The organism is Enterobacter sp. ENT03, from assembly GCF_019218745.1.
Classification (GTDB): domain Bacteria; phylum Pseudomonadota; class Gammaproteobacteria; order Enterobacterales; family Enterobacteriaceae; genus Enterobacter_D.
Genome location: NZ_JAHUXA010000012.1, coordinates 103,360 through 127,196, shown reverse-complemented (window position 1 = coordinate 127,196; position 23,837 = coordinate 103,360). Strand labels below are relative to the sequence as shown.

General features: G+C 56.1%; 21 protein-coding genes. 6 read left to right on the top strand and 15 right to left on the bottom strand.

What is annotated here, in order from left to right; translation table 11 throughout:
* Nucleotide 1: 1 nt before the first annotated feature.
* From KW828_RS15615 to KW828_RS15590, 6 genes are all read right to left on the bottom strand, one after another.
* Entirely contained in the window at nt 2-1,273 is a 1,272-nt protein-coding gene (locus tag KW828_RS15615) for a Y-family DNA polymerase (RefSeq protein ID WP_218337213.1), read from the bottom strand.
* Between the two features lie 2 nt (nt 1,274-1,275).
* The gene (locus KW828_RS15610; RefSeq protein WP_218337212.1) at nt 1,276-1,695 is read right to left on the bottom strand and encodes a translesion error-prone DNA polymerase V autoproteolytic subunit; all 420 of its coding nucleotides are present in this window, start codon (nt 1,693-1,695) and stop codon (nt 1,276-1,278) included.
* Nucleotides 1,696-1,894: 199 nt separating this feature from the next.
* Nucleotides 1,895-2,893 (bottom strand): fimbrial protein, encoded by a 999-nt coding sequence (locus KW828_RS15605; RefSeq protein ID WP_218337211.1) that lies wholly within the window; start codon nt 2,891-2,893, stop codon nt 1,895-1,897.
* A gap of 21 nt (nt 2,894-2,914) precedes the next feature.
* Complete coding sequence (locus KW828_RS15600; RefSeq protein ID WP_218337210.1) at nt 2,915-5,392, bottom strand: fimbria/pilus outer membrane usher protein; 2,478 nt, start codon at nt 5,390-5,392, stop codon at nt 2,915-2,917.
* A gap of 14 nt (nt 5,393-5,406) precedes the next feature.
* Nucleotides 5,407-6,096, bottom strand: coding sequence for a molecular chaperone (locus KW828_RS15595; RefSeq protein ID WP_218337208.1), 690 nt, complete (start codon nt 6,094-6,096; stop codon nt 5,407-5,409).
* Between the two features lie 104 nt (nt 6,097-6,200).
* Nucleotides 6,201-6,725, bottom strand: a complete 525-nt coding sequence (locus KW828_RS15590; protein WP_218337206.1) for a fimbrial protein — start codon at nt 6,723-6,725, stop codon at nt 6,201-6,203.
* 344 nt (nt 6,726-7,069) lie between these two features.
* Between KW828_RS15590 and KW828_RS15585 the strand changes: the two genes are divergently transcribed.
* From KW828_RS15585 to ttcA, 3 genes are all read left to right on the top strand, one after another.
* Nucleotides 7,070-7,429 (top strand): CHAP domain-containing protein, encoded by a 360-nt coding sequence (locus tag KW828_RS15585; RefSeq protein ID WP_218337205.1) that lies wholly within the window; start codon nt 7,070-7,072, stop codon nt 7,427-7,429.
* On the top strand, nt 7,430-7,849 hold the full coding sequence (locus KW828_RS15580; RefSeq protein WP_218337204.1) for a DUF3828 domain-containing protein: 420 nt from the start codon (nt 7,430-7,432) through the stop codon (nt 7,847-7,849).
* 450 nt (nt 7,850-8,299) lie between these two features.
* Entirely contained in the window at nt 8,300-9,235 is a 936-nt protein-coding gene (ttcA, locus tag KW828_RS15575) for a tRNA 2-thiocytidine(32) synthetase TtcA (RefSeq protein ID WP_218337203.1), read from the top strand.
* A 42-nt stretch (nt 9,236-9,277) separates the two neighbouring features.
* Here the strand turns inward: ttcA and dbpA are convergent, their stop codons facing one another.
* From dbpA to KW828_RS15560, 4 genes are all read right to left on the bottom strand, one after another.
* Nucleotides 9,278-10,651 (bottom strand): ATP-dependent RNA helicase DbpA, encoded by a 1,374-nt coding sequence (dbpA, locus tag KW828_RS15570; RefSeq protein WP_218337202.1) that lies wholly within the window; start codon nt 10,649-10,651, stop codon nt 9,278-9,280.
* 62 nt (nt 10,652-10,713) lie between these two features.
* The gene (locus KW828_RS22060) at nt 10,714-10,848 is read right to left on the bottom strand and encodes a hypothetical protein (RefSeq protein WP_305730781.1); all 135 of its coding nucleotides are present in this window, start codon (nt 10,846-10,848) and stop codon (nt 10,714-10,716) included.
* A 291-nt stretch (nt 10,849-11,139) separates the two neighbouring features.
* Nucleotides 11,140-12,123, bottom strand: a complete 984-nt coding sequence (gene zntB, locus KW828_RS15565) for a zinc transporter ZntB (protein ID WP_218337201.1) — start codon at nt 12,121-12,123, stop codon at nt 11,140-11,142.
* Nucleotides 12,124-12,158: 35 nt separating this feature from the next.
* A complete protein-coding gene (locus KW828_RS15560; protein WP_371316132.1) occupies nt 12,159-13,220 on the bottom strand; it encodes a methyl-accepting chemotaxis protein in 1,062 nt (353 codons plus the stop codon).
* Nucleotides 13,221-13,869: 649 nt separating this feature from the next.
* On the opposite strand from KW828_RS15560, the gene KW828_RS15555 reads away from it, so the two are divergent.
* Nucleotides 13,870-15,450 (top strand): sensor domain-containing diguanylate cyclase, encoded by a 1,581-nt coding sequence (locus KW828_RS15555; RefSeq protein WP_218337199.1) that lies wholly within the window; start codon nt 13,870-13,872, stop codon nt 15,448-15,450.
* 26 nt (nt 15,451-15,476) lie between these two features.
* Here KW828_RS15555 and KW828_RS15550 read toward each other — a convergent pair whose 3' ends face one another.
* Nucleotides 15,477-17,093: an ABC transporter substrate-binding protein gene (locus KW828_RS15550; RefSeq protein WP_218337198.1), complete on the bottom strand. Its 1,617-nt coding sequence runs from the start codon at nt 17,091-17,093 to the stop codon at nt 15,477-15,479.
* 159 nt (nt 17,094-17,252) lie between these two features.
* Here KW828_RS15550 and mpaA point away from each other — a divergent pair, with 159 nt between their 5' ends.
* Complete coding sequence (mpaA, locus tag KW828_RS15545; protein WP_218337197.1) at nt 17,253-17,966, top strand: murein tripeptide amidase MpaA; 714 nt, start codon at nt 17,253-17,255, stop codon at nt 17,964-17,966.
* Here the strand turns inward: mpaA and ycjG are convergent.
* Nucleotides 17,957-18,922 (bottom strand): L-Ala-D/L-Glu epimerase, encoded by a 966-nt coding sequence (ycjG, locus tag KW828_RS15540; protein ID WP_088218588.1) that lies wholly within the window; start codon nt 18,920-18,922, stop codon nt 17,957-17,959. The two genes, mpaA and ycjG, sit on opposite strands and share 10 nt — an antisense overlap.
* A 117-nt stretch (nt 18,923-19,039) precedes the next feature.
* On the opposite strand from ycjG, the gene tpx reads away from it, so the two are divergent.
* Nucleotides 19,040-19,546 (top strand): thiol peroxidase, encoded by a 507-nt coding sequence (gene tpx / locus KW828_RS15535; RefSeq protein WP_218337196.1) that lies wholly within the window; start codon nt 19,040-19,042, stop codon nt 19,544-19,546.
* Between the two features lie 53 nt (nt 19,547-19,599).
* Here tpx and tyrR read toward each other — a convergent pair whose 3' ends face one another.
* From tyrR to KW828_RS15520, 3 genes are all read right to left on the bottom strand, one after another.
* Nucleotides 19,600-21,141, bottom strand: a complete 1,542-nt coding sequence (gene tyrR, locus KW828_RS15530; RefSeq protein WP_218337195.1) for a transcriptional regulator TyrR — start codon at nt 21,139-21,141, stop codon at nt 19,600-19,602.
* 129 nt (nt 21,142-21,270) lie between these two features.
* The gene (locus KW828_RS15525; protein WP_218337193.1) at nt 21,271-22,326 is read right to left on the bottom strand and encodes a YcjF family protein; all 1,056 of its coding nucleotides are present in this window, start codon (nt 22,324-22,326) and stop codon (nt 21,271-21,273) included.
* Nucleotides 22,323-23,720 (bottom strand): YcjX family protein, encoded by a 1,398-nt coding sequence (locus KW828_RS15520; RefSeq protein ID WP_218337192.1) that lies wholly within the window; start codon nt 23,718-23,720, stop codon nt 22,323-22,325. The genes KW828_RS15525 and KW828_RS15520 overlap by 4 nt, the downstream gene beginning before the upstream one ends.
* Nucleotides 23,721-23,837 lie beyond the last annotated feature (117 nt).

Sequence of the window (23,837 nt, the reverse complement as noted above, 5' to 3'; positions counted from 1 at the left end):
TTCAGCGCACCGGCACCCGCATAAAATCAGAAAACCGCGTGGTGTAGCGCGGTGACAGCATTTCACGTTTCATCTGCCACTCCTGGCGGATCCCTTGCCCGGCGAAATAGAGCGTGCCGCGCCCTTTTTTCCGGTTGAGTTCATCCAGCGTCGCCATCAGCGCCTCGCTGCCACGGCGCGGCGCGTGGTCATCAAACAGATTAAGCTGGGCGACCCCCTGACTGAAGAAATCTCCCAGCATCACCCCTGCTTTCTGATAGTGGAATCCCTCTTTCCAGATGAGCTTCAGACAGCGCGTGGCAGCGTCAATAATGTCCCGGCTATCCTGGGTGGGCGTGAGCAGGCTGATTGACGCGCTTTTGCCGTAATAAGGCTCGTTTAACGAAAAAGGCGAGGTCTTCACGAAGGCGGAAATAAACCGGCAATACTGATGCTCTGCACGCAGCTTTTCCGCCGCGCGAAAGGCATGGCTGCAAATTGCCTGCCGCATATGCTCATAGTCCGTCACCCGCTCCCCAAAGCTGCGACTACAGATAATTTCCTGTTTCGCCGGGATAAACGCCTCAAAACCGAGGCAGGATTCGCCGCGCAACTCTCGCACGGTTCTTTCCAGCACCACGCTAAAATGTTTACGAATAAAGTTAATATCGGCATCGGCAAGCTGGATCGCTTTACTGATCCCCATCGCCTCCAGTTTTTTGGAAATGCGCCGCCCGATACCCCACACCTCGCCGACATCGAGCCGCGCCATCAGTTTGCGCTGTCGCTCCAGGTTCGACAGATCCACCACGCCGTTAAACTGCGGCCAGCGTTTAGCGGCATAGTTAGCCAGTTTTGCCAGCGTCTTGGTCTGCGCGATGCCGACGCCGACCTTCAGCCGGGTATCACGCGCAATGGTTTGCCGGATCTCCAGCCCGAAGTCCGTCAGATCGCGGCAGTTACGCACGCCGGTTAAATCGCAAAAGGCTTCGTCGATGGAGTAGATCTCCACGCGCGGGCAGAGCATATCCAGCGTATCCATCACCCGTTTGCTCATATCGGCATAGAGTTCGTAATTGCTGCTAAAACAGGTGATGTTATGGGCGCGAAACAGATCCCGCTGTTTAAAAAAGGGGGCGCCCATCACTACGCCGTATTTTTTTGCCTCGGCGCTGCGGGCAATGACGCAGCCATCGTTGTTACTGAGCACCACCACTGGTTTGCCCCATAAATCGGGCCGGAACACCGTTTCGCAGCTGGCATAAAATGAATTGACATCCACCAGGGCAAACATGATCAGCTCGTCGCTTTAACGATAAAGGTGACCACGCCAAACAGCTCCAGCGCATCCTCGCTGAGGATAGGAATGGGTCGATAGGCGCGATTAAGGGGATTGAGTTGCAGGACCGGACGGACCTGGAGTTGTTTAACGGTGAATTCGCCGTCGACGGCGGCAATCACGATGTTGCCATGCTCCGCTTTTAGCGAGGTATCCACCACCAGCAGATCGCCGTCGTCAATCCCTCCTTCAATCATCGAATCGCCCGCCGCGCGAACAAAATAGGTGGCGGAGGGATGGCGGATTAACCATTCATTAAGATCGAGCGTTTTTTCTACATAATCCTGCGCGGGAGACGGAAAGCCGCACTGGACCAGATCGCCGAACAACGGGAGCGCGCAAATGACGCGCAGTTCAGCAGGGTGATAGCACTTCATGGTGAGTCACCTTATTTGTTTTTACTGTGTATTTATACAGTAGATTTATATATTGCGCTGATCAAGTCCCTGTCCGGCGCGTAATACGCCAAAAATGCCGGTGAAGCATATAAAGTTCTTTATGAATTAAAGCATTAAGCGTCTGTGTAAATTTTTTGCCGGGCGCGCAAGCGCTCAGTTCTTGCGCGCTACGCGGCGGTTACTGGTAAGTGAGCGTAAAGGTTGCCAGCGCATTGGCAGGCCCGGCGGTAAACGGGCGGCCGGTGAGGTAATAGCGTGCGTTAAAGGGGATCTGCACCGTGCCCTGATGCGTCTGCGGCTCGATGACGTTCTGATACCCGAGGTAAAAGGGGTAACCTGCGCCGTTGAGCACTTGTACTCCGACGCCACCGGCCCCCGTGCCATCCTCGCCACCGATGACCGCCAGCACGCCCGATACTGCACTGTCCCGTGTCCCGTCAACCACCAGTGTCACCTTCGCGCCCTCGTCACACTCCAGATCGATGCTGAACGGGATATTTTTGGTTACGCCACCCCGCTGTGTTGAGCTGAAATCCTGCAAGGTATAGCGACCCAGACTGACGTTTACGTCTTTGGTGAGCAGATCGCAACTGGCGGGACGAACCTGCATCTCACCGACATAGGAAACAAAAGGACTCGCCCCGCCAATACCGGCTTTCTGATATACGGCCATCGCAAACCGCGTCTGACTCTCCTGCAGGATGCCGCTGCCCACGAGACTGGCGGTTTTTACCAGTGACAGTGTCACGGAATAGGTAAACGCCAGCGAACTGTCGAGGGTGGCGAGCGGTGTGGCGCGGCTATCGCAGCCGGATCCCGAGCCGCGAATGCGCACGCCCGCGCCGGTGGCAAGCGCGATCCCCGTGCCGTCAATACCGGTGGCATACACACCTGGATAGCCAGATACCTCCGCGCCGCTGCCGACAAAACAGGCGATAACCGTATCCCCCGGCTGTTCGCCGCTGTTGCCATCACACTGGCCGCTGAAGCTCAGGCTGTGCTCCGCATTAAGGACGTCATTACCTGGCTGTGTCCACGCCGGCACCACGATCGTACCGGGATTTATCATCTGTGGCGTGGCGGGTGACGAGGTGCAGGCGGCCCCGCACAGGCCCGCCGCCAGCCCCCATAACAGCAGCCCGCTGACGATACGTGCGAAAATCTTGATGGCTGACATGCGATTCCTCACTGGCATTCCTCACTGGCATTGCGCGCTTGTCCGGGTGACGCGCTGATCGTCCTGCGCCGGAATGGCATAGCGCGCCTGACACGCGCCGCCGTCCCAGTGCACCTGTAATACCCCTTCCGGCGGTAAACCGCTGAGATAGGCCTGACCGTTTTCATCCACGATGCCGCTGACGGCGCGGTGCTGCGCAAGGTTGACCTCCGCGCCGAACGGCAGCAAACCGCCGCGATAGTGCAGCGTGATTAACATCCGCCCGCCAGTGCGGGTATCGAACGCCGCCAGCACCACCGCGCCTGCGCCCGGCACCACGGATTGCACATTGCTGTCGAGATCGACATTACCCGGCAACGAGGTGGTATCCAGCGCCACCCGCGTACGGCGATAAGCGCTGAGATAACGCACCACCGCATAGCCGCGCGGGTCGGTATATAAACCGGTGCTGTTGTTGATTTTCACCCCCGCCGCCCCCGGCGCTTTCACCAGCGCCAGCGCCGACAGATCCCCCGGCAGCGGCTGACCAGGGGTGATGCCCTCCGCATGTCCCAAAAGCGATCCCTGTACGCTGTAATTCACCTGCTTATTTTGCCGGGAGTAGTTATAACCGCCGCCAAGTTGTCCACCGCTGGCCAGCCAGCTGGCGTTGACATTGCCGCTATTGCCCTCCCCGCGCGTGCCGTACCCTTCGCTCAGGTTGTAAGACAGGTTTTTATCCTTCAGCAGCGTACCGTTGATCCCCGCCTGATACAGCGATGGCGCGTTGCGCCCACCGCTGGCGGTGAACGACGCCCAGGTATCCGGTACTGTGTGCCCCAGCGGCATACTGGCGGTGAAGGCGATTTGCCGATCGTTAAAGCCGTCATGGGCGCGGCTGTCGCTGATCATCAGTCCATAACTGACATCCCCGATGCTGCCGTTGTAACTGAGGCTTAACGTACGCTGATCGTTCAGGCCATCGCGGTAGCGCAACTGATACCAGGAGAGCGCCAGCGCCCCCCACTTGCCGTCGTTAAGCCTCTGGTTGATGTCTGCCCGGTACTGGCTTTTTTTCGCCGCCGGATTGTCGTTGCGATCCTCGTTACGCCAGTCGCTGGCGTCATTAAAATTGTAATAATCGCCGCCGCTGTAGAGATTGATCCCCGCCGACAGCGTGGTGCCTGAATCCGCCAGCGTTTTGGCATATTGCAGACGGTATTGCAGCCCCTGCTCGGTATAGCGACCCAGCTGGCTGCGCGCCCAGGTGGCATCCAGCGACGCAGAACCCAGATCCCCCACGATCGCCCCCGTTCCCAGGTTCAGCGCGTGATAGTTATCGCTAATCTGGCTGCCGCCATACAGCGTAATGCCGTTTGCCAGACCGTAAATCACCGTTCCCTGACCGAGATAAGGTTTGCGCGCCCCCGCCCGGAAGGAGCGGTATTTTCCCGCGCTGAAGGCGTATTTCAGGCGGCCTTCCCGCTGCATGACCGGTACGGCGGAAAAGGGCTGGCTGAAGGTGTGACTCTCGCCGTTGCTTTCGGTCACCGTTACCATCAAATCCCCGGACGAGGACGCCGGATAGAGATCGGTAATGGCAAACGCGCCGGGTGCGACGTAAGTCTGGTAAATCACCGCGCCCTGCTGCCGTACCGTGACCTGCGCGCTGGAGCGGGCGATACCACGGATGGTCGGCGCAAAACCGCGCAGGCTTTCTGGCAGCATATTGTCATCCGATACCAGTTGCAGGCCGCGCAACGACACGCTGTCGAACACATCCGCGGGGGTGGCGGTGTCGCCGGTAATAAACTGACCTTTCAGCGAACGCACATCATGTTGCAGATAGCTGTAAGCTGAACGCCACTCATCGCCGGCAGGCGGGCTGTAACTCAGGGTGCTGTAATTGCGCAGTCGCCAGCCGATCAGGTTTGCGCCGCTGCGCAGGTTCAGAAAGTGATTTTCGGTGCTGTCGCCCGCCATCCAGCTCTTTGCCCCGCTCAGGCTGTAGTTAAGCAGCAGCGCGGGAATACCGTCATCCCACAAGGCGGGATCGACGTCGCCCTGTGCCGTCTGGTTCAACAGCGATTGCGGAACGCTAATTTTTAGCCGCTGACGGGCAAAATCAAACGCCGTCGTCACTGCGGGCATCTCCCGCTGCGGCTCGGTAATAAGGCGGGCGGGCTGGTCGTTCAGCAGCGTGGCGATCTGCCCGGTTTTGATCCCCAGCGACTGCCATTTTTCCAGCGTAAATTGCGGCTGGAGCGTGCCGTTTTGTGCGCGGGCGAACGTCACGTCCTCGCTGCTGCGGGTTTCGCCATTGATCTCAATATCGACGCGATACACTCCCGCTGCCTGACTGTCACGCTGGCTGAACGACGTTAAATCTACCTTCACCGCGTGCGGGGCGTCGATCTCCAGCGCCGCCGGGTTAAAACGGTCGTCGGCCTGGCTTTGCGCGTGCCATAAAATAAAGGGGGCGGCGCAGAGGATCAGGCCGCGCCTGAAGTCCAGGTGCATACTCACCACCCGACTTACTGCAGCGGCGCATGTTGCAAGACACTCGCGCCCCCGAAATCATTGATCGTTTGCCAGTTCACCCGACTCCCCGTGGCCGCGCCCAGCGGATAACGGGCTGTGCCGCGTGGCGGTACCATCTGGCTGCCCGTTGCCACCGCCGCGCCACCGACGTCCAGATGCTGAAACGTGACGTAGTAAGGGCTGGTATTGGTGACCACCAGACTTTGCGCGTCGCGCCGGAAACGCAGCGGCTCAGGCGGCATCGCGCCCAGCCCCTGCGGTCGCCAGAACAGTTTGATGCGGGTTTTGATCGCCACCTGCAACACATTACCCGACTGGGCGCTGCGGGGAATGGCTTTCACGTTCAGCCAGAACACCGACTCACGATCGGCGGGCAGCGCCCCACCGGTATAGACGATCCGCAGGCTGTTATCCGCCTGTGCCTCCAGACGAAACAGTGGCGGCGTAACGATAAACGGCGGTTTGCTGGTTTCGGCCTGCGTCCCGTCCACGCCTTTATTATCGATCCACGACTGCACCAAAAAAGGTTCGTTTTTATCGGTATTGCTGATTAATAACGTGGCTTCGCGCGCATCGCCCTGATAAATAATCCGCGTAGCCTGAGTGACCACGCCGGCATAAGCCTGGCTGCGCACAAATAATAAAAACAGTACCGCCGTTAAAATGATTTTAAAATAACGCATCGCGCCCCCCTGACTCCTGACTGATTAAAAAAACAGGCATCCCTGCCTTAATAACTGGCATCATGTCAGCCTCAAGGGAAGTTCCTGTCTGCGTACGCTTTTAGTTATTGATAATTGATGGTGAATTGTGATGTCGCGTTTGCCGCCCCTTCGCTCACCACAGGCTGGGTTGCTTTAAAACGTGCGGTAAAGACCATGTCCAGCGCCTGTGTGGATCCATTAATCGGGTAGCTCCGGGAAGCAGCCTGTAAAGGTACTGGCGCGCCAAGCTGATCGTCCAGCTCAATGCCAACGCCGGTTGCGCCGCCGCTCACTGCCAGCAGCGCAGGATCATCGGCATCGGGCTGGCCATCAAATTTCACGGTAGCGCTGGTAAAGGTGGACGGACATTGACTAAGCGAAATCGTAAATTGCGTTGGCGACGAGGTGGAGCCGACGCCGCTAAATGACGATGCCGATACGCGGCCTAAATCAACATCGATCGCCGGGGTCGTGCCGCCATTAATATCACAACCGGCAGCCACAATTTCGCCGGTAAAATTAATAGTACCGTCTGCCGCATGAACCATGGTTTGTGCGGAACACAGTGCAATACCAATTAATGCACTGATCATGATTTTTCTGTTCATAATAATTACCTGTATGGAGTTAAATAAATGTCACAGCAAAACGTTATTGTGGTGCTCTGCTGAAGTGGGCAGATAATAACGGGGGTTATCGATTTATCTTAATCACGAAATATAATTAATGAGGCAGTGACTATTTTTTTGTACTGCTGATATAAAATGATGCCGCAGTCGGGAGGAGTAATCAGGCGATGTTAATGAAACAGTAAGATAATAATTTTATATTAATTCAGATGATTCGATTCACCAGCCAAATAAATGTATATATATTATAAAATTAATTACAGAATTAAGTACCTGATGAGCGTATGTTCATACTTTTCAAACAATAATCACAAGGGAAGATTATGTGGAATGCTCACAGGGCTGCAACATACGCAAGATTACACGCACTTGGTGGCAGCCAGGGGCGATGTGCTGAATTTGTTTCAAGAGCAGTACGCGCTGGTGGTGCGCCTCTGCAAAATACGCATTACGCCAGAGATATGGGGAGTAATTTAAGGCTTGCAGGGTTTCACCAGGTATACGGCTCCCCTGTCGAGGGAGATATTGCCGTTATCCAGCCAACGCAGCATCATCCCATTGGTCACGCCTGCATCTACGATGGTCAGCAATGGATGAGTGATTTTAAGCAGCAGCACGGCATGTATCCCGGAGAGGAATACAGAAAAGTTCGCCCCTCTTACGCTATCTACAGGCACGATTAAATGAAAACACTCAGTCTCATAGCATTTTTTATTCCGCTGCTGGCTTCTGCATCCGGGCCTGAAGAAACCGCCCTTAAATTCAATCAGTGGTATATGGGGCAGCTACAGCAGGATAAAACACCCCTTACCGATTTTAAGGGGCTGGCCCCGTACGTCACGAAAAAAACCATTGATGACCTGAAAGCAATGTACACCGGCGATAGCGAAGACAAGGACGTAGCGGACGCGGACATGTTCATCAAGGCGCAGGATTTCAATACAGACTGGAATAACGTCAGCGTGATTTCATCGGAACTGGACCCGGTCTGCACCCATGTTTACGTCGCTTTCGGTAACGATAAAAAACATGTGGTTGCTGACTGCTTCGTGTTAGAAAACGGCTCCTGGAAAATCCAGTCCGTGACCAATATCTCACCATAATTTTCTACAGGATCCCGTATATTAATCCTTATCCCATCGTCGGAGAGCCGTTCACTCACGCGTAATAGAAAAACTCAAAGTATACGACAATCGCCTCATCAATCTTTGGATGGGGCTATTTATACCCAGGGTGCGAAAAAGCGAGCAAAAACCGACTACTCTTTATCGAGTATTGATCCCAAATTCAACGCAGTGATAAAACGTGCTGGCATTCGTCGGCGCAATCCGTACCATACGCAACATACTTTTTCCTGATGGCTTTTTCAGCCCGTGCGGATCCGTCTTTTATAGCGAGCCAGATGGAGCACGGAAACGCGCAAAGGGTTTATGACATCTACGGTGCGTGGATTGAAGAGTTAAATGGCTGACCCGTGCTCATGCTTGACGACAAGCTGGCATTTTAAAAAGTTTGCCCCTGTATGCCCATCCTGGTGCCAAAGGTAGTAATTAATGCAACAAAATCAAGAAGTTAACAAAAAAGAACAGTACAACCTGAACAAACTCCAGAAGCGTCTGCGCCGCAATGTGGGTGAAGCCATTGCAGACTTCAACATGATTGAAGAAGGCGATCGCATTATGGTGTGTCTGTCAGGCGGCAAAGACAGCTACACCATGCTGGAGATCCTGCGCAATCTGCAGCAGAGCGCGCCGGTCAATTTTTCGCTGGTGGCGGTTAACCTCGACCAGAAACAGCCTGGTTTCCCGGGTCATATTCTTCCTGAATATCTCGAACAGCTTGGAGTGGAATATAAAATCGTTGAGGAAAATACCTACGGCATCGTCAAAGAGAAGATCCCGGAAGGTAAAACCACCTGTTCACTCTGTTCGCGTCTGCGTCGTGGCATTCTTTATCGTACCGCCACTGAGCTGGGCGCCACGAAAATCGCCCTCGGCCATCATCGCGACGACATTCTGCAAACGCTGTTCCTGAATATGTTCTACGGCGGCAAAATGAAAGGCATGCCGCCGAAGCTGATGAGCGACGACGGCAAGCATATTGTGATCCGTCCACTGGCCTACTGCCGCGAGAAAGACATTGAGCGTTTTGCCGAGGCGAAAGGCTACCCGATTATTCCGTGCAACCTGTGCGGCTCACAGCCGAATCTGCAACGTCAGGTGATTGGCGACATGCTGCGGGACTGGGATAAACGCTATCCTGGCCGCCTGGAAACCATGTTCAGCGCCATGCAGAACGTGGTGCCGTCGCACCTGAACGATACCCGTCTGTTTGACTTTAAAGGCATTACCCACGGTTCTGAGGTGGTGGATGGCGGCGATCTGGCGTTCGATCGCGAATCCATTCCGCTGCAACCGGTGGGCTGGCAGCCGGAAGACGACGAGGCACAGCTCGACGAACTGCGCCTTAACGTTATCGAAGTGAAATGAGGTGCCGCCTCTCTGGTCACATGGCCAGAGAGGCGTGAATTGCTACTTCAGTAAACGCACGCGGCAGGTTTTGCCTTTGATTTTCCCGCTCTGGAACTGTTTCCACGCCTGACGTGCCACGCCCTGACGCACCGCCACATAGACATGCGCCGGATGAATAGTAATTTTGCCGATGTCTGCCCCGTCCAGCCCCATATCACCGGTCATCGCGCCCAGTACATCCCCGGCACGCATTTTGGCTTTTTTACCGCCATCAATGCACAGCGTCGCCATTTCTGCTTCCAGCGGGACTACCTTCACGTTCGCGGGTGCGCTGAGCCAGTTCAGCTTCAGTTGCAGCATTTCCGACAGAATATTGGCGCGCTGGGCTTCTTCCGGCGCGCAGAGGCTGATTGCCAGTCCACTGTTACCGGCACGGGCGGTACGGCCAATACGGTGCACGTGCACTTCCGGATCCCACGCCAGCTCGTAGTTCACCACCAGCTCAAGGGATTTGATGTCCAGCCCGCGGGCCGCCACGTCGGTCGCCACCAGGATGCGGGCGCTGCCATTGGCAAAGCGCACCAGTGTCTGATCGCGGTCGCGCTGTTCCAGATCGCCATGCAGCGCCAGCGCGTCCTGCCCTGCTTCGTTCAGCGCATCGCAGACTTCCTGACAATCTTTTTTGGTGTTACAGAACACCACGCAGGACGCCGGGCGGTGCTCGCTGAGCAGTTTTTGCAGCAGACCGATTTTGCCGTTGCGGGAAACTTCGAAGAACTGCTGTTCAACGGCAGGCAGATCGTCGACGGTATCAATTTCGATGGTTTGCGGATCGCGCTGCACGCGCCCGCTGATGGCGGCAATGGCGTCCGGCCAGGTGGCGGAAAACAGTAGCGTCTGGCGCGACGCTGGCGCAAAGCGGATCACTGCGTCAATGGCATCGCTGAAGCCCATATCGAGCATGCGATCGGCTTCATCCATCACCAGCGTTTGCAGGTGTTCGAGCGACACGGTGTGCTTTTGCAGGTGATCCAGTAAACGCCCCGGCGTGGCGACGATAATATGCGGCGCATGTTGCAGCGAATCGCGCTGCGCGCCAAACGGCTGGCCGCCGCACAATGTCAGGATCTTAATGTTCGGCATAAAACGCGCCAGACGGCGCAGCTCGCTGGCGACCTGATCCGCCAGTTCACGGGTCGGGCATAAAATCAGCGACTGCGTCTGAAAACGGCTGGCGTCAACGTGCTGCAACAGTCCTAAACCAAAGGCCGCCGTTTTTCCGCTCCCGGTTTTTGCCTGCACGCGGACATCTTTCCCGGCGAGGATCGCAGGGAGCGCGGCCGCCTGGACGGGTGTCATGGTTAAATAGCCCAGTTCGTTAAGGTTCTCGATCTGGGCGGCGGGCAGTGCATTCAGAGATGAAAAAACGGTCACAGTATATTCTCGCGATAAAAGGCCTGGGTTGTGCAGGCGCGTATCCTCTCAGATCTGCCCTCTCAACGCGACAATTTAATCGGTACCTCGTCTGGCGGCGGGTCGGGTAATGGCTGTGGGCGAGGGATAGGATCGGGCACCGGAACCGGGTCGACGGGGATCGGATCGGTGGGCAGTGTATCAACAGGATTAAACAGATTGAGACGGGACATGGTTACCTCCGCATGAACAAATCGTCCTTTAAGGGTAGAAGCTCATGGAAAAGAGGCAAAAAAAAGCCGACTCTTTAAAGTCGGCGTCGTACGAATCAATTGTGCTATGCAGTAATTCAAAAAAAAGGAAGTAAGACAATATGGAGCGCAACGCCCATCGCTTGACGTTGCATTCACCTGCGGGAAAGATAGTGCCCTGAATGAACCGGCGTTTTATTGATTTCGCTCAACTAAGATGGCCTTTTCATGTTTGCATTTTGTTAAAAACGTTAAAATTTACAGCCATTTACTACGATGTAACCACCAGGTAACACCCCCGATCAGTACCACCAACATCAGGCAGAAGATCGCAAAACCCAGATGCCAGCCGCCCCCCGGAATTCCGCCAAGGTTGACGCCAAACAGCCCGGTCAAAAAGGTGCTGGGTAAAAACACCATCGCCATCAGCGACATGGTGTAGCTGCGCCGTGACAACGACTCCTGCATCACCTGGGTGATTTCATCGGTCATCACGCCCGTGCGGGCGATACAGGCGTCAATTTCATCCAGCCCGCGCCCCAGACGGTCAGAAATATCCTGCATCCGCCGACGCTGATCGTCATTCATCCACGGGAAACGTTCACTGGCGAGACGGGCATAAACATCCCGTTGCGGTGCCATATAACGCCGCATCACGATCAGCTGTTTGCGCAGCAGGGCCAGGAAGCCGCGCGGGGGGATTTGCTGATCGAGCAGGTTATCTTCCAGGTCGATAATTTTGTCGTGCAGCACTTCAATAAATTCACTGGCATGATCGGTCAGCGCATCACAGACATCCACGAGCCAGCCGCCGACATCCGTCGGCCCGGTGCCTTCTTGTAAATCGTGCACAATGTCGTCCAGTGCCAGCACTTTACGTTGCCGCGTCGAGACGATCAGCCGCTCATCCATATATAAGCGCATCGCCACCAGCTGGTCCGGACGTTCATCGGTGCTGCCATTAATGCAGCGCAGCGTGATGAGCGTCCCCTCGCCTACCCGGCTGACCCGTGGCCGCAGGCTGTCGCCCGCGAGCGCATCCCGCACATTGTTGGGCAGTAACGGCGTGGTCGCAAGCCAGGCCGCGCTCTCCTGATTGGTATAGTTGAGGTGCAGCCAGCATGGATGCTGTTCGTCAATAACGTCGCCATCACTGAGCGTTTTTACGCCCCCTTTGCCGTCGAGCAGCCAGGCATAGACTGCATCCGGAACGTTAACGTCCGATCCCTTAATTGCTTCCACGACCCCTCCGCCTTCAGCACTGTAATGGAAACAGTCTAGCCGTCTGCGGGGGTTAAGCAATCAGAAAAGGTGCCAGTGCGCTGAATTTTATGAAGAAATGGCGCGGGCGTTTGCGCGACCGACGGCGGGGTATTTTCCAGTCGGAAGCTGCGCGTTCTGCCCTGCAATTCAAGCACCTGGCTTTTCAGCACGTCGGCTGATCCAGACAACTCGTCCACCATGGTGACGTTGCTTTGCGTCAGTTTCTCCAGCTCCGACAACGCCAGGGTGATCTGCGCGATGCCTTTTTCCTGTTGCAGCGTCGAAACCGAAATCTCATCCATAAACTGGCTCACCTGTCCCGCACCGGCGACGATCTCCCGCATATTTTTGCTGGCTTCGTCCACCACGCGCGCGCCCTGGCTGACGTTTTCCGTCGTCACCGCGATCAGCGACTTAATACTTTTAGCCGCTTCGGCGCTGCGGTGCGCAAGCGTTCTGACCTCGCCCGCCACCACCGAAAAACCTTTACCGTGATCGCCGGCGCGGGCCGCTTCCACCGCGGCGTTCAGCGCCAGAATATTGGTCTGGAAGGCGATACCGTCGATCATGGCGATAATATCGGTCATTTGCTGGGCGCAGTCCGTAATCGACTGCATGTTGCTTGATACCTGATCCATCAGCTCGCCGCCTTTACGCGCGCTGCCCGTCGCATTACTGGCGCAGCGCGTGGCAAGCTGGGTATTTTCCGCATTATTTTTCGTGCTTGCCGCCATCTGCTCCATGCTGGAGGCCGTCTGGATCAGCGCGGCAGACTGCTCTTCAGTTTTTACCGACAGGTCAGCGCTACGGGAGTGCAACTGCCCGGAGAGATCCATCGCCGCCTGCGACGATGCGCGGATTTCTCTCACCAGGGTGGCGATATTACTGGAAAGATGGTTGATGCCGGGGATCAAGCGCCCCGCACAGTTGTTGCCGAAAATCGGGATAGTAATCGATAAGTTACCGGCGATGACCTCATCAATACTTTTTTTAACGGTATTAATGGGCGAGACTAAATAAAACGTCATATAGGCCCATAATAAGCTGAGCGTTATCAACCATAAAATACTCAACATGGTTATCAGTGCGGTGTCTTTTGAGATAGCGATCACTATTATTTCCATGATAGCAAATATGCCCAGCAGAAATAACATAATGAAGGTTCGAACACTAATATGTTTAAGCATAAACAGGCCTGCTAATACGTCAGAGGGGGGTCAATAGTTTTATAGCATTCGTAATACCCTTTTTCACTCTGATTTTTAATGTCAATCATGTTCGCCTTTAATCGCGGATAGTTTCGCCATGGTCGCAATTGTTCGCCACCTTAAATAAAAACATCAGCATATTATGCCATGTTAGCAGCATAACCCGCGCCACAAGCGATAAAACCCTTACTGACCAAAGAGGAATAAAATACCCTTTAATGTTATTTTCATTCTTTCTCTACAACGTATTTTAGCGGTGCTTAAATATGAAAATATATTCCACCGTAGCGGGACGTTCAGCCATGGATTGCCAGCGTATTTATTATTTCGTTTTAAAACCGCATAAATGATGAAAATGCCGTCATAAATATAACGTGGAAAAAGCATTTTTTTATACGTTGAGTGACCGAGCTGTTTTGTCAATACTCAACGGGAATTGCCTGAAAAATAAACAGATTTTTAGCGTCTGGTTTGCTACCATGGCGCCCCTTTTACCTGCTTTCGACGACCATCCGGCATGTTTCAAAAAAGAATCGGGCTTCGTTCGCTACTGATCATTCTTTCCGTTGGCAGCGTCACGCTGACCTCGCTACTACTGCTGAGTGTGCTGTGGATCATTCAGAAAGAAAATATCGAAGACAGCCTGCTGCGCAGTAATATCGCCTATGCACGCAAGCTGGCGGACACCACCGATGGCTACTTCTCCACGGCACAGCGAGAACTGGCCTGGAGCGCCCGACAAATAAAAACGTTGAGCGATACGGATCATTTGCAGGCGGAAACAGAACGTTTACGTCTGCAATCCGGTTTCTTTAACTCCGTGGTGATTGTTACCACCGAGGCAAAGATCGCCGCGGCCTCCCCGGAAAGTCTGGGACTGGTAGGGCAAACGCTAACCTCTGACGCCACCCGGCATGCTATCGCCATTAAAAAACCCTTTATTTCCAGCCCCTTCGTTTCTGCCGCCGGAAATTATGTGGTGTCAATTTCTCAGCCGATTTTTGACGCCAGGGGGCAATATCTTGGATTTCTGGCTGGCTCAATCTATCTGAAAAAACCGAGCATGCTGAGCAATATTATCAGCCAGCATTTCTATGAAGATGATTCTCAGGTGAGTATTGTCAGTGACGAAGGTAAGGTTATTTATAATCACGATCCCGCCCTCGTCGGTGCCCATATTGCGATTAACCCTGAACTTAAAGATAAATTAGTCCATCAGCAGAGCGGGAAATATTTACTTAGCCATCAGGGAGAGGAATACCTGCTGGGCTATGCGAGTCTGAAGGCCACCGGCTGGAATATCTTTATTTATGGCACCTCAGATAATGTGCAGCGCATCCTCGCGTTGACGGCGGAAAACGCCACCTGGATTTTGCTGACGGTGATCAGCCTGATGATCGCACTGGTGGCCTGGCTCTCATCGCGTATCTCCACGCCGCTGGAAAAGCTGGCTGAACTGACGCGCTCCGAAGACAGCACCCGCACGCTGAAAGCGCTGCCGGGTATTCACGCGTGGTACGCGGAAGCCGCGAATCTGCGGGAGGCGGTGTATCACCATGTGCTGATGATGGTCAACCGGGTCAGCGCGCTGAACGACGAGGCGATGACCGATCCGCTGACCGGCCTGTATAACCGCCGTGGCTTCAAAGAGATGACCCGTCGCTACCGGCACAGCGATCATCACTGCCTGATTGCGCTGGACATCGACCATTTCAAAGTCGTCAACGACGAACATGGCCATGACGCCGGGGACGCGGTGCTGATAAGCCTGGCGGTGCTGCTGAAAGCCGTCTGCCGCGAAAACGACATCATTAATCGCTTTGGCGGCGAGGAGTTTGTCATTTTCCTGCCCGACACCGCGTTAAGCGAGGCCATCGCACTGGCGGAGCATATCCGTAAAACCGTGGAAAATACCGATTTCCCCTACTCGCGCGAGATGCGACTGTGCGGCGGTGTGGTCAGTTTGCAGGATGAAGATAACGATATGGACGCGGCGCTGCGCCAGGCGGATATGGCGCTCTATAACGCCAAAGCCGCAGGCCGCAACCGCGTGATGTTCAGTAAAGGCGGCGAGATTTACCCGCATCAGGCAGGATAACGGGCTGGCATGCCAGCCCGTATTCATCAGTGCTGCAAAATATACATGGTGCGGGTGTAGGCCACATCTTCCGGATTCGTGATCGGATAGCCTTTCAGCCAGGGTTTGATCAGTCGCCCATTGCTGTACTGATAAATAGGCGCAATCGGCGCTTTCTCGGCAATGATTTTTTCCGCGTCGTTATAGTCGGCATTACGCGCTTCAGCCGTCGTTTCCTGCGCCGCCTGGCTCAACACTTTGTCATAGGCCGGATCCTTAAAGCGCGAAATGTTGCCGCTGTGGCTGGAGGTCAGCAGGGACAGGAAGGTTGATGGCTCGTTATAATCCCCGACCCATGACGCCCGGATCACATCGAAATTGCCGGTGTTACGGCTGTCGATATAGGTTTTCCACTCCTGATTTTGCAGCTTCACGTCCACGCCCAGATTTTTCTTCCACATTGACGCCACGGCAATGGCGATCTTCTGGTGTGTTTCCGACGTGTTATACAGCAGTGTCAGATCCAGCGGGCGCTGGGGGCCATAACCTGCCGCCTGCAATAGCGTTCTAGCCTGCGCATTCCGCTCTTGCTGGCTCATGGCGGCAAACGGCGATGGCGAGGCTTTAAAACCGGCCGTCACGTCCGGGGTAAAATGCCACGCCGGTTTTTCGCCGGTGCCCAGCACTTTTTCTGCCATCAACTGGCGGTCAATAGTCATACTCAGCGCCAAACGCACACGCGGATCGGCGGTCGGGCCTTTCTGCGTGTTAAAAGCGTAATAATAGGTGCCCAGCTGCGGTGGCGTATAAACCTCACCGGGAATGTCTTTCATCAGCTTCTGGTAAAGATTTTTCGGGAAAGATTCGGTGATATCAATATCATCGGCCAGATAGCGTTTCGTGGCCGCGCTTTCCTGATTGATCGGCACAAAGGTCACCTGCTGGATCACCGTGTGGGCGTTATCCCAGTAATGGACGTTCGGCACCGCCACCAGTTTTTCATTCACCACGCGATCTTTTAATACATAAGCGCCGTTACCGATGAGCTTGCCGGGCTTGGTCCACTCCGCGCCCTGCGCGACATTCGCTTTTTGTACCGGATAAAACGCAAAGCTGGCGGTCAGATTAGCGAACCACGGCAGCGGTTGATCGAGCTGAACGCGCAGCGTATGCGCATCGACGGCGGTAACGCCGAGCTTGTCCGGCGTAGCCTTACCATCAATGATGTTTTGCGCATTGCTGACGCCCGCCAGCGCGGCAAACCAGGCGAATGGCGAGGTGGTTTGCGGATCGACCAGACGCTGCCAGCTGTAGACGAAGTCCTGGGCGGTCACCGGCGTACCGTCTGACCATTTCGCATCGTTACGCAGGGTGAAGGTCCAGACCCGGTTGTCATTGCTTTGCCATTTAGTGGCGACGCCGGGCACCAGTTCGCCCTTCTCATTCTGATTCACCAGCCCTTCAAACAGATCGCGGATCACCTGGATTTCAGGCAATCCCACTGCTTTTGCCGGATCAAGTGACGCAGGCTCGTCTTTGATATGACGCACCAGCACCTGTTTTTTCGCCAGCACTGCGCCCGCTGGCACCTCGGCGGCAACAGAAATCGACGATAAACTGCACATCAACAGCGCACAGCAGGTTAAGGAAACGGAATGCTTCATGAGATCCCCTCGAAAGTAGGTGCCGGCCGGCAAAAGATGAGGTAATTATTTGTTTTAACTATAGGGAAAGCAAACATATAACTTAAGAAAATAACAATTTGAAAAGGATCGTGTTTTGCTTAACACTTTTACCCATCACCCGACAGAGTAAGGATGTCTATGTCCGTTTCCCTTCCGCGCGCCGAACGAGGGGCTTTTCCCCCGCTGACGGAACATTATGGCACCTCAGGTCTGGGTGCGCCGCTGATCTGGTTCCCGGCACCGCAGGCCTCCCCGGACAGCGGGTTGATTATTGCCGGTACCCATGGCGATGAAAATGCCGCCATCGTGACGCTGTCATGCGCCTTACGGGCGCTGAACCCGGCGTTTCGCCATCATCACGTCGTGCTGGCGGTAAACCCGGACGGCTGCCAGCTCGGTTTACGCGCCAATGCCAACGGCGTGGATCTGAACCGTAACTTCCCGGCGGCCAACTGGCGGGCGGGCAAAACGGTGTACCGCTGGAACAGTGCCGCCGAGGCGCGCGATGTGGTGCTACAGACCGGCACCACACCCGGCTCCGAACCGGAAACGCAGGCGCTGTGTCAGTTGATTCACCGTATTCATCCGGCCTGGGTGGTATCGTTTCACGATCCGCTGGCCTGTATTGAAGATCCCACGCAAAGCGAGCTGGGCGCATGGCTGGCGCAGACGTTTGCCCTGCCGCACGTCACCAGCGTCGGCTATGAAACCCCCGGCTCCTTTGGCAGCTGGTGCGCCGACATCGGGCTGAACTGCATCACCGCCGAGTTTCCGCCCATCTCCAGTGATGAGGCGAGCGAAATCTATTTGCAGGCGATGATGGACCTGCTGCGCTGGACGCCTCAGAGATGAAGCTGACCGGTGGAAAAGCGCAGTCCTGGCTCGACATCCACCGCCAGCCAGGTCGGGCCATCCAGATCGGCGAAGCGCACTTTGCCCGCCAGCGGCAGCGCCGCACTGATGGCCCGCGAGGTGCAGAGCATACAGCCGAGCATCAGTCCTAGCCCCTGCGCTGAGGCCGCTTCTGCCAGCGCCAGCGCCTCAGTCAGGCCGCCGGTTTTATCCAGCTTGATGTTGATCATCTCATAGCGGCCCTGCAAATTTTGCAGGCTGCTGCGCGTGTGACAACTTTCGTCGGCGCAAATGGGCAGCGGATGGATAAAATTCGCCAGCATGGCGTCGTCGCTGGCGGGCAATGGCTGCTCAAGCATCGCCACCCCCAGATCCGCCAACAACTGACAGCGCGCCGCCAGCCCTTCGCTGTGCCACGATTCATTGGCATCGACAATCAGCGTGGCGTCGGGCACTGCCGAGCGTACCGCCACCAGGCGTTCGCTAATCCAGGTATCATCGAGCTTCACCTTCAGCAGACGAGCGCCCTTTTCCCACAACATTGCCGCACTGGACGCCATCTGCTGCGGGGTGCCGATCACCACCGTCTGCGCGGTGGTCACCGTGCCCGTCAGCGGTACGTGCAGGTGCTCCATCAGACTCTGCCCGGCGTGACGCGCTTCCAGATCCCACAGGGCGCTGTCGACCGCATTACGCGCGGCGCCCGGCGGCAATAACGATTGCAGTTGCTGGCGCGTCAGCCCGGACTCCAGTTGCGGTACCACGGTCATGATTTGCGCGATTACTGAGGCATCGCTTTCGCCATAGCGCGGATAGGGCGTACATTCCCCCACCGCCCGCACGCCCGCTTCTTCCAGTTCAACCACCACCACCCGCGCTTCATTGCGGCTGCCCCGCGAAATTACAAACGGCGAGTGCAGCGGCCAGTTCTCTTCATAGACCTTGACGGTTCTCATTCCATTACTCCTCAGGCGCGATGTGGACAGTATAGTGATGAAAATAGGTTTGCTGAGTTCAGGATTAATCCCGTAAACTAGCTGCGACGTTAACTATATGTAAACAGGAAGGTATTCATGTCACAACTCGTTCATTTTCAGGGCAATCCGGTCGCCGTTGCCGGCACCATTCCTCAGGCTGGCAGCAAAGCGCCGGCATTCACGCTGGTGGCGAAAGATTTAACGGATGTCACGCTGGCGCAGTTTGCGGGCAAACGTAAAGTACTGAACGTCTTCCCGAGCATTGATACCGGCGTCTGCGCCGCGTCTGTGCGCAAATTCAACCAACTCGCCACCGAGATGAAAGACACTGTCGTGCTGTGCATCTCTGCTGACCTGCCGTTCGCCCACTCCCGTTTCTGCGGCGCGGAAGGTCTGAGCAACGTCATCACCCTTTCCACCCTGCGTAATGCAGAGTTCCTGGAAAACTACGGTATCGCCATCACCGAAGGCGCACTGAAAGGCCTGGCAGCCCGCGCGGTAGTGGTGATTGACGAGAATGACACCGTGCTGTTCAGCCAGCTGGTCAACGAAATCACCAACGAACCGGATTACGATGCTGCACTGGCTGCGCTGAAAGCGTAATCGCCTTGCATTTGCCCGGCGGCGCAGGCCGGCCGGGCCTGTAGATTTCCCGCTTACTCCTCGCCCTTCTTCTGGCTTAGCCCGTATTCCCGAAGCTTATTGGCAATCGCCGTATGCGATACGCCGAGGCGCTTCGCCAGTTTGCGCGTGCTGGGATAACTACGATAAAGCTGCGTCAGCACCGAGCGTTCAAAGCGGCTGGTGATGTCATCCAGCGAGCCTTCCATCGCCTCTTCGCCCACGGCCAGGCTACCCGCATCATAATCAGGCAGCAAAATATCCTGGGAGCGTAATTCATAGCCTTCGAGCTGGGTCAGCGCGCGGTAAATGGCGTTTTTGAGCTGACGAACGTTGCCCGGCCAGCCGTAGCGCATCAGCACCGTATTGAGTTCAGCAGAGAGTTTGGGACGCGGCACGCCCTGCTCATCGGCGAAACGCGCCACGAAGAGTTCGGTCAGCGGCATGATGTCCTGCGGACGATCGCGCAGCGGCGGCAGATTGAGGGTCAGCACGTTCAGACGATAATAGAGATCTTCCCGGAACAGGCCTTTTTGCACCAGTTCCACGAGGTTTTTCTGCGTAGCGCAGATCACCCGCACATCAACATGCACTTCATGATCTTCCCCTACGCGGCGGAACGTGCCGTCATTAAGGAAACGCAGCAGTTTAACCTGCATGCGCGGCGACATTTCGCCGATCTCATCCAGCAACACCGAGCCGCCGTTGGCCTGCTCGAAAAAGCCTTTTTTCCCTTCCGGCGCATGACCGAAAAGTTCGCTTTCAACCGCATCTTCCGGAATGGAGGCGCAGTTCAGTGCCAGATAGGGTTTCGCGGCGCGCGGGCTGGCAAGGTGACAGGCATGGGCCAGCAGATCTTTGCCGGTGCCGGTATCGCCGACGATCAGCAGCGGTGCGGCGAGCAGCGCCAGTTTCCGCGCCTGATCCAGCACCTGCCGCATTTTCGGGCTGACGGCGACAATCTGGCTGAACGCGCTGACGTCCTGGGTGGTCATGTTTTGCAGCTGGCGGCCCATGCGGATCGTCGAGCGCAACATCACCACAGCGCCGGTGAGCACCGGCTCACCCGCTTCCCCTTCCAGATGCACCGGGGTGATCTCCATCAGGAAGTTCTGCCCGTTGATCACCACGTGTTCGTTATGGGACGCCTGCGGATTGCCCTCCAGCCAGCGCTGGAAATTAAAGCCGGGGATCAGCTGCATCGCCGTATGGTTACGCAGCTTTGACTGATCGATGGCAAACAGCTGGCAGCTGGCCGGGTTCGCCAGCTCCACTTTGCATTTCATATCAACCGACAGCACCGGCTCCGGCAGCGCTTCCAGCAACGCGCTGAGCGCCAGATGTTCACGCTCCGACGGCATCCACAGCACCGTGCGCACATCGGTAACGCCGGCGATACGGCGGATCTCCGCCATCAGGCTGCTGAAGGCGGTGAACTCCAGTTCGGCAAAATTGAGATAGATGCGACCGATAGGGTCGATTTCGATGCCGCGTAAATCTATGCCGCGTAATACCAGCAGATCCAGCAGCTCGCGGGTCAGACCGAGGCGGTCTTCACAAAACACTTCCAGACGCATGGGGGCTTCACCCTGAACAGTTAACTTATGATGAAATCATAAGCCACTTAGTCGCGCGCAGGAAGCTATCTGTCAACAAATATTGACAGCCTGCCGGAAAAACAGGCACTCCCGCGTAAAGTTATAGGTTCAGGCCGTCGGCTTCCCCTTTTGCAGCGTCTCTTTCATCTGGCTGATTAACTGGCGGCGGAAATCGCCGAGGCGCGGTTTGTCGTCGTCGATCCACGGCAGCGGGCGGCACAGTTCCATCGCTTTAATACCGAGGCGCGCGGTGAGTAAACCTGCCCCGATACCCTGCGCGGCACGGGCGGAAAGCCGCGCTGCCAGATCCTGCGATACCCAGTCCATGCCCACTTCGCGCACCAGTTCACTGGCCCCGGCGAAAGCGATGTTCAGCAGCACCAGACGGAACAGACGCAGACGGCTGTAATAGCCAAGCTCAATGCCGTACAGCCGGGCAATGCGATTGATCAGGCGGATGTTGCGCCAGGCGATAAACGCCATGTCTACCAGCGCCAGTGGGCTGACGGTGATCATCAGCGTGGATTCTGCCGCCGAGCGGCTGATCTCCCGCCGCGCCTGGGCGTCGAGCACCGGTTGCACAAGATGCGCATACAGCGTGACGATTTCGCGGTCACTCTGGGTTTCATGAATCGCGGCGTACCAGCGTTGCAGCGCCGGATGGGATTTATCAATGCCCGCCTGCTGTGCCAGCTTTTCGCAGAAAGCGCGGCCCTTACCCGCCCCGTGGCTGTGCAGCAGATCACGCGCTTCGTCACGCTCCTGCGCCCGCTCACGCAGCCGCCACAGCCGACGCCATTCGGTGGCGACCGACCCGACACCCGCGCCGATAATCAGCGCCCCTGCGGCACACCCGCCAAGCGCCACCCAGTCCTGCGTCTGCCAGGCATGCATTGTCCACTGTACGCCCTGTCCGACCACGCTTACGCCAAACAGCGCCAGCCCGGCCATCACCATTTTGCGCCACAGGCTGCGACGCGGACGCAGCGCTGCGTCGATCACCGCTTCCGGCTTATCGTCCACCAGCAGCAGATCATCGGTAATGGCTGGCGCGAAATTATCCGCTTCCGGGCCGGCAAAGGTCTGCGCGGTTTTGAACGTCTCGGTCTGCTCTGCTTCCAGCGGACCGGTAAAATCGATGCGCGGCTTTAAAGGTTCGTTCATCGCAGCTTATCTCCTATCAAAAACTCCAGCGCCGCGTCCAGCCGGATGTGCGGCAACGGCTTGTCCACATCCATGATCTGCGGGCGAAACGCCTCAAACTGAAAGCCCTGCTTTTCCCAGAACGCCTGCCCCGGCAGCCGCGCCGGGACTTCACCGGGATAGACAGTCAGCGGCGCGCCATCGCTCAGTCGGTTGCCGCGCAGGGCAGGAATTTTCTCGCCCTTAACGTCTATCAGCCCGCTTTGCGTTGCCTGCACGGCGGCAAGCCCCATGCAGTCCATGCTGATGCCTTCGAACGCGGCATTTTGCCAGGCGTCCTGGATCAGCTGCTGCAACAGCGACACCATATTGGCGTGCTGGTCGAGGGTGACATGGTCAGCTTTGGTGGCGGCAAACAGCAGCTTGTCGATCACCGGCGAGAACAGACGGCGGAACAGCGTGCGCTGTCCGTAGTGAAAACTCTGCATTAATTGTGTGAGCGCAAGGCGCATATCGTTGAACGCCTGCGGCCCGCTGTTCAGCGGTTGCAGACAGTCAACCAGCACGATTTGTCGGTCAAATCGCAGAAAGTAGTTTTTATAAAATCCCTTCACCACTTTTTCGCAGTAGTAGTTAAAGCGCTCGCGCAGCATTCCGGCGTTGGTGGTTTTATCCGCCTGCGCCAGTTTTGTTTCGCCGCTGGCATCCACGTCCGGCCACGGAAAGAATTGCAGCGCGGGCGCACCGGCCATGTCACCGGGCAGCACAAAACGTCCCGGCTGAATAAAGTGCAGCCCCTGCTGTTTGCACTGGTGCAGGTAATCGGTCCAGGCGACGGCGATCTCTGCCAGACGGTTTTCATCCGCAGGGGCCAGCGGATCCAGCCCCTCGCACAGTTGCCGCCAGCGGGCAGACCACGTTTTACGATCGCCCTGCAGCAAACCGGTCATCTGACGCGACCAGGTGAGATAATCCTGCGCCAGCATCGGCAGATCCAGCAGCCATTCCCCCGGATAATCGACGATTTCCAGATACAGCGTTGAGGTGTCTTTGAAGTGGCGCAGCAGGGAGTCATTGGAGCGATAACGCAGCGCGAGGCGCATCTCACTGACGCCGCGCGTCGGGGTCGGCCAGTCTGGCGGGGTGCCGTAAAGCTGGGCAATACCTTCGTCGTACGTGAAGCGCTGAATGCCGAAATCACGCTGGGGAACGCGTTTCACGCCCAGCAGCCGTTCTTCACGCACGGCGCTAAGCAACGGCAAACGCGCGCCGTTATGGACATTTAACAGCTGATTGACCATGGCCGTAATAAAAGCGGTTTTCCCGCTGCGGCTAAGCCCGGTGACCGCCAGACGCAGATGGCGATCCACCCCGCGGTTCACCAGCGCATTGAATTCGTTTTTTATTCTGTTCATAAGCATCCAGGTTGCATCTGTTGTTCAGAATGGTTCGATCAGGGAATTTTTTTCAACATGACTGGCAGTATGCCACTAAAACGAGGGAACAGGAGAAGTCGGGATGAAGGGCTTCAC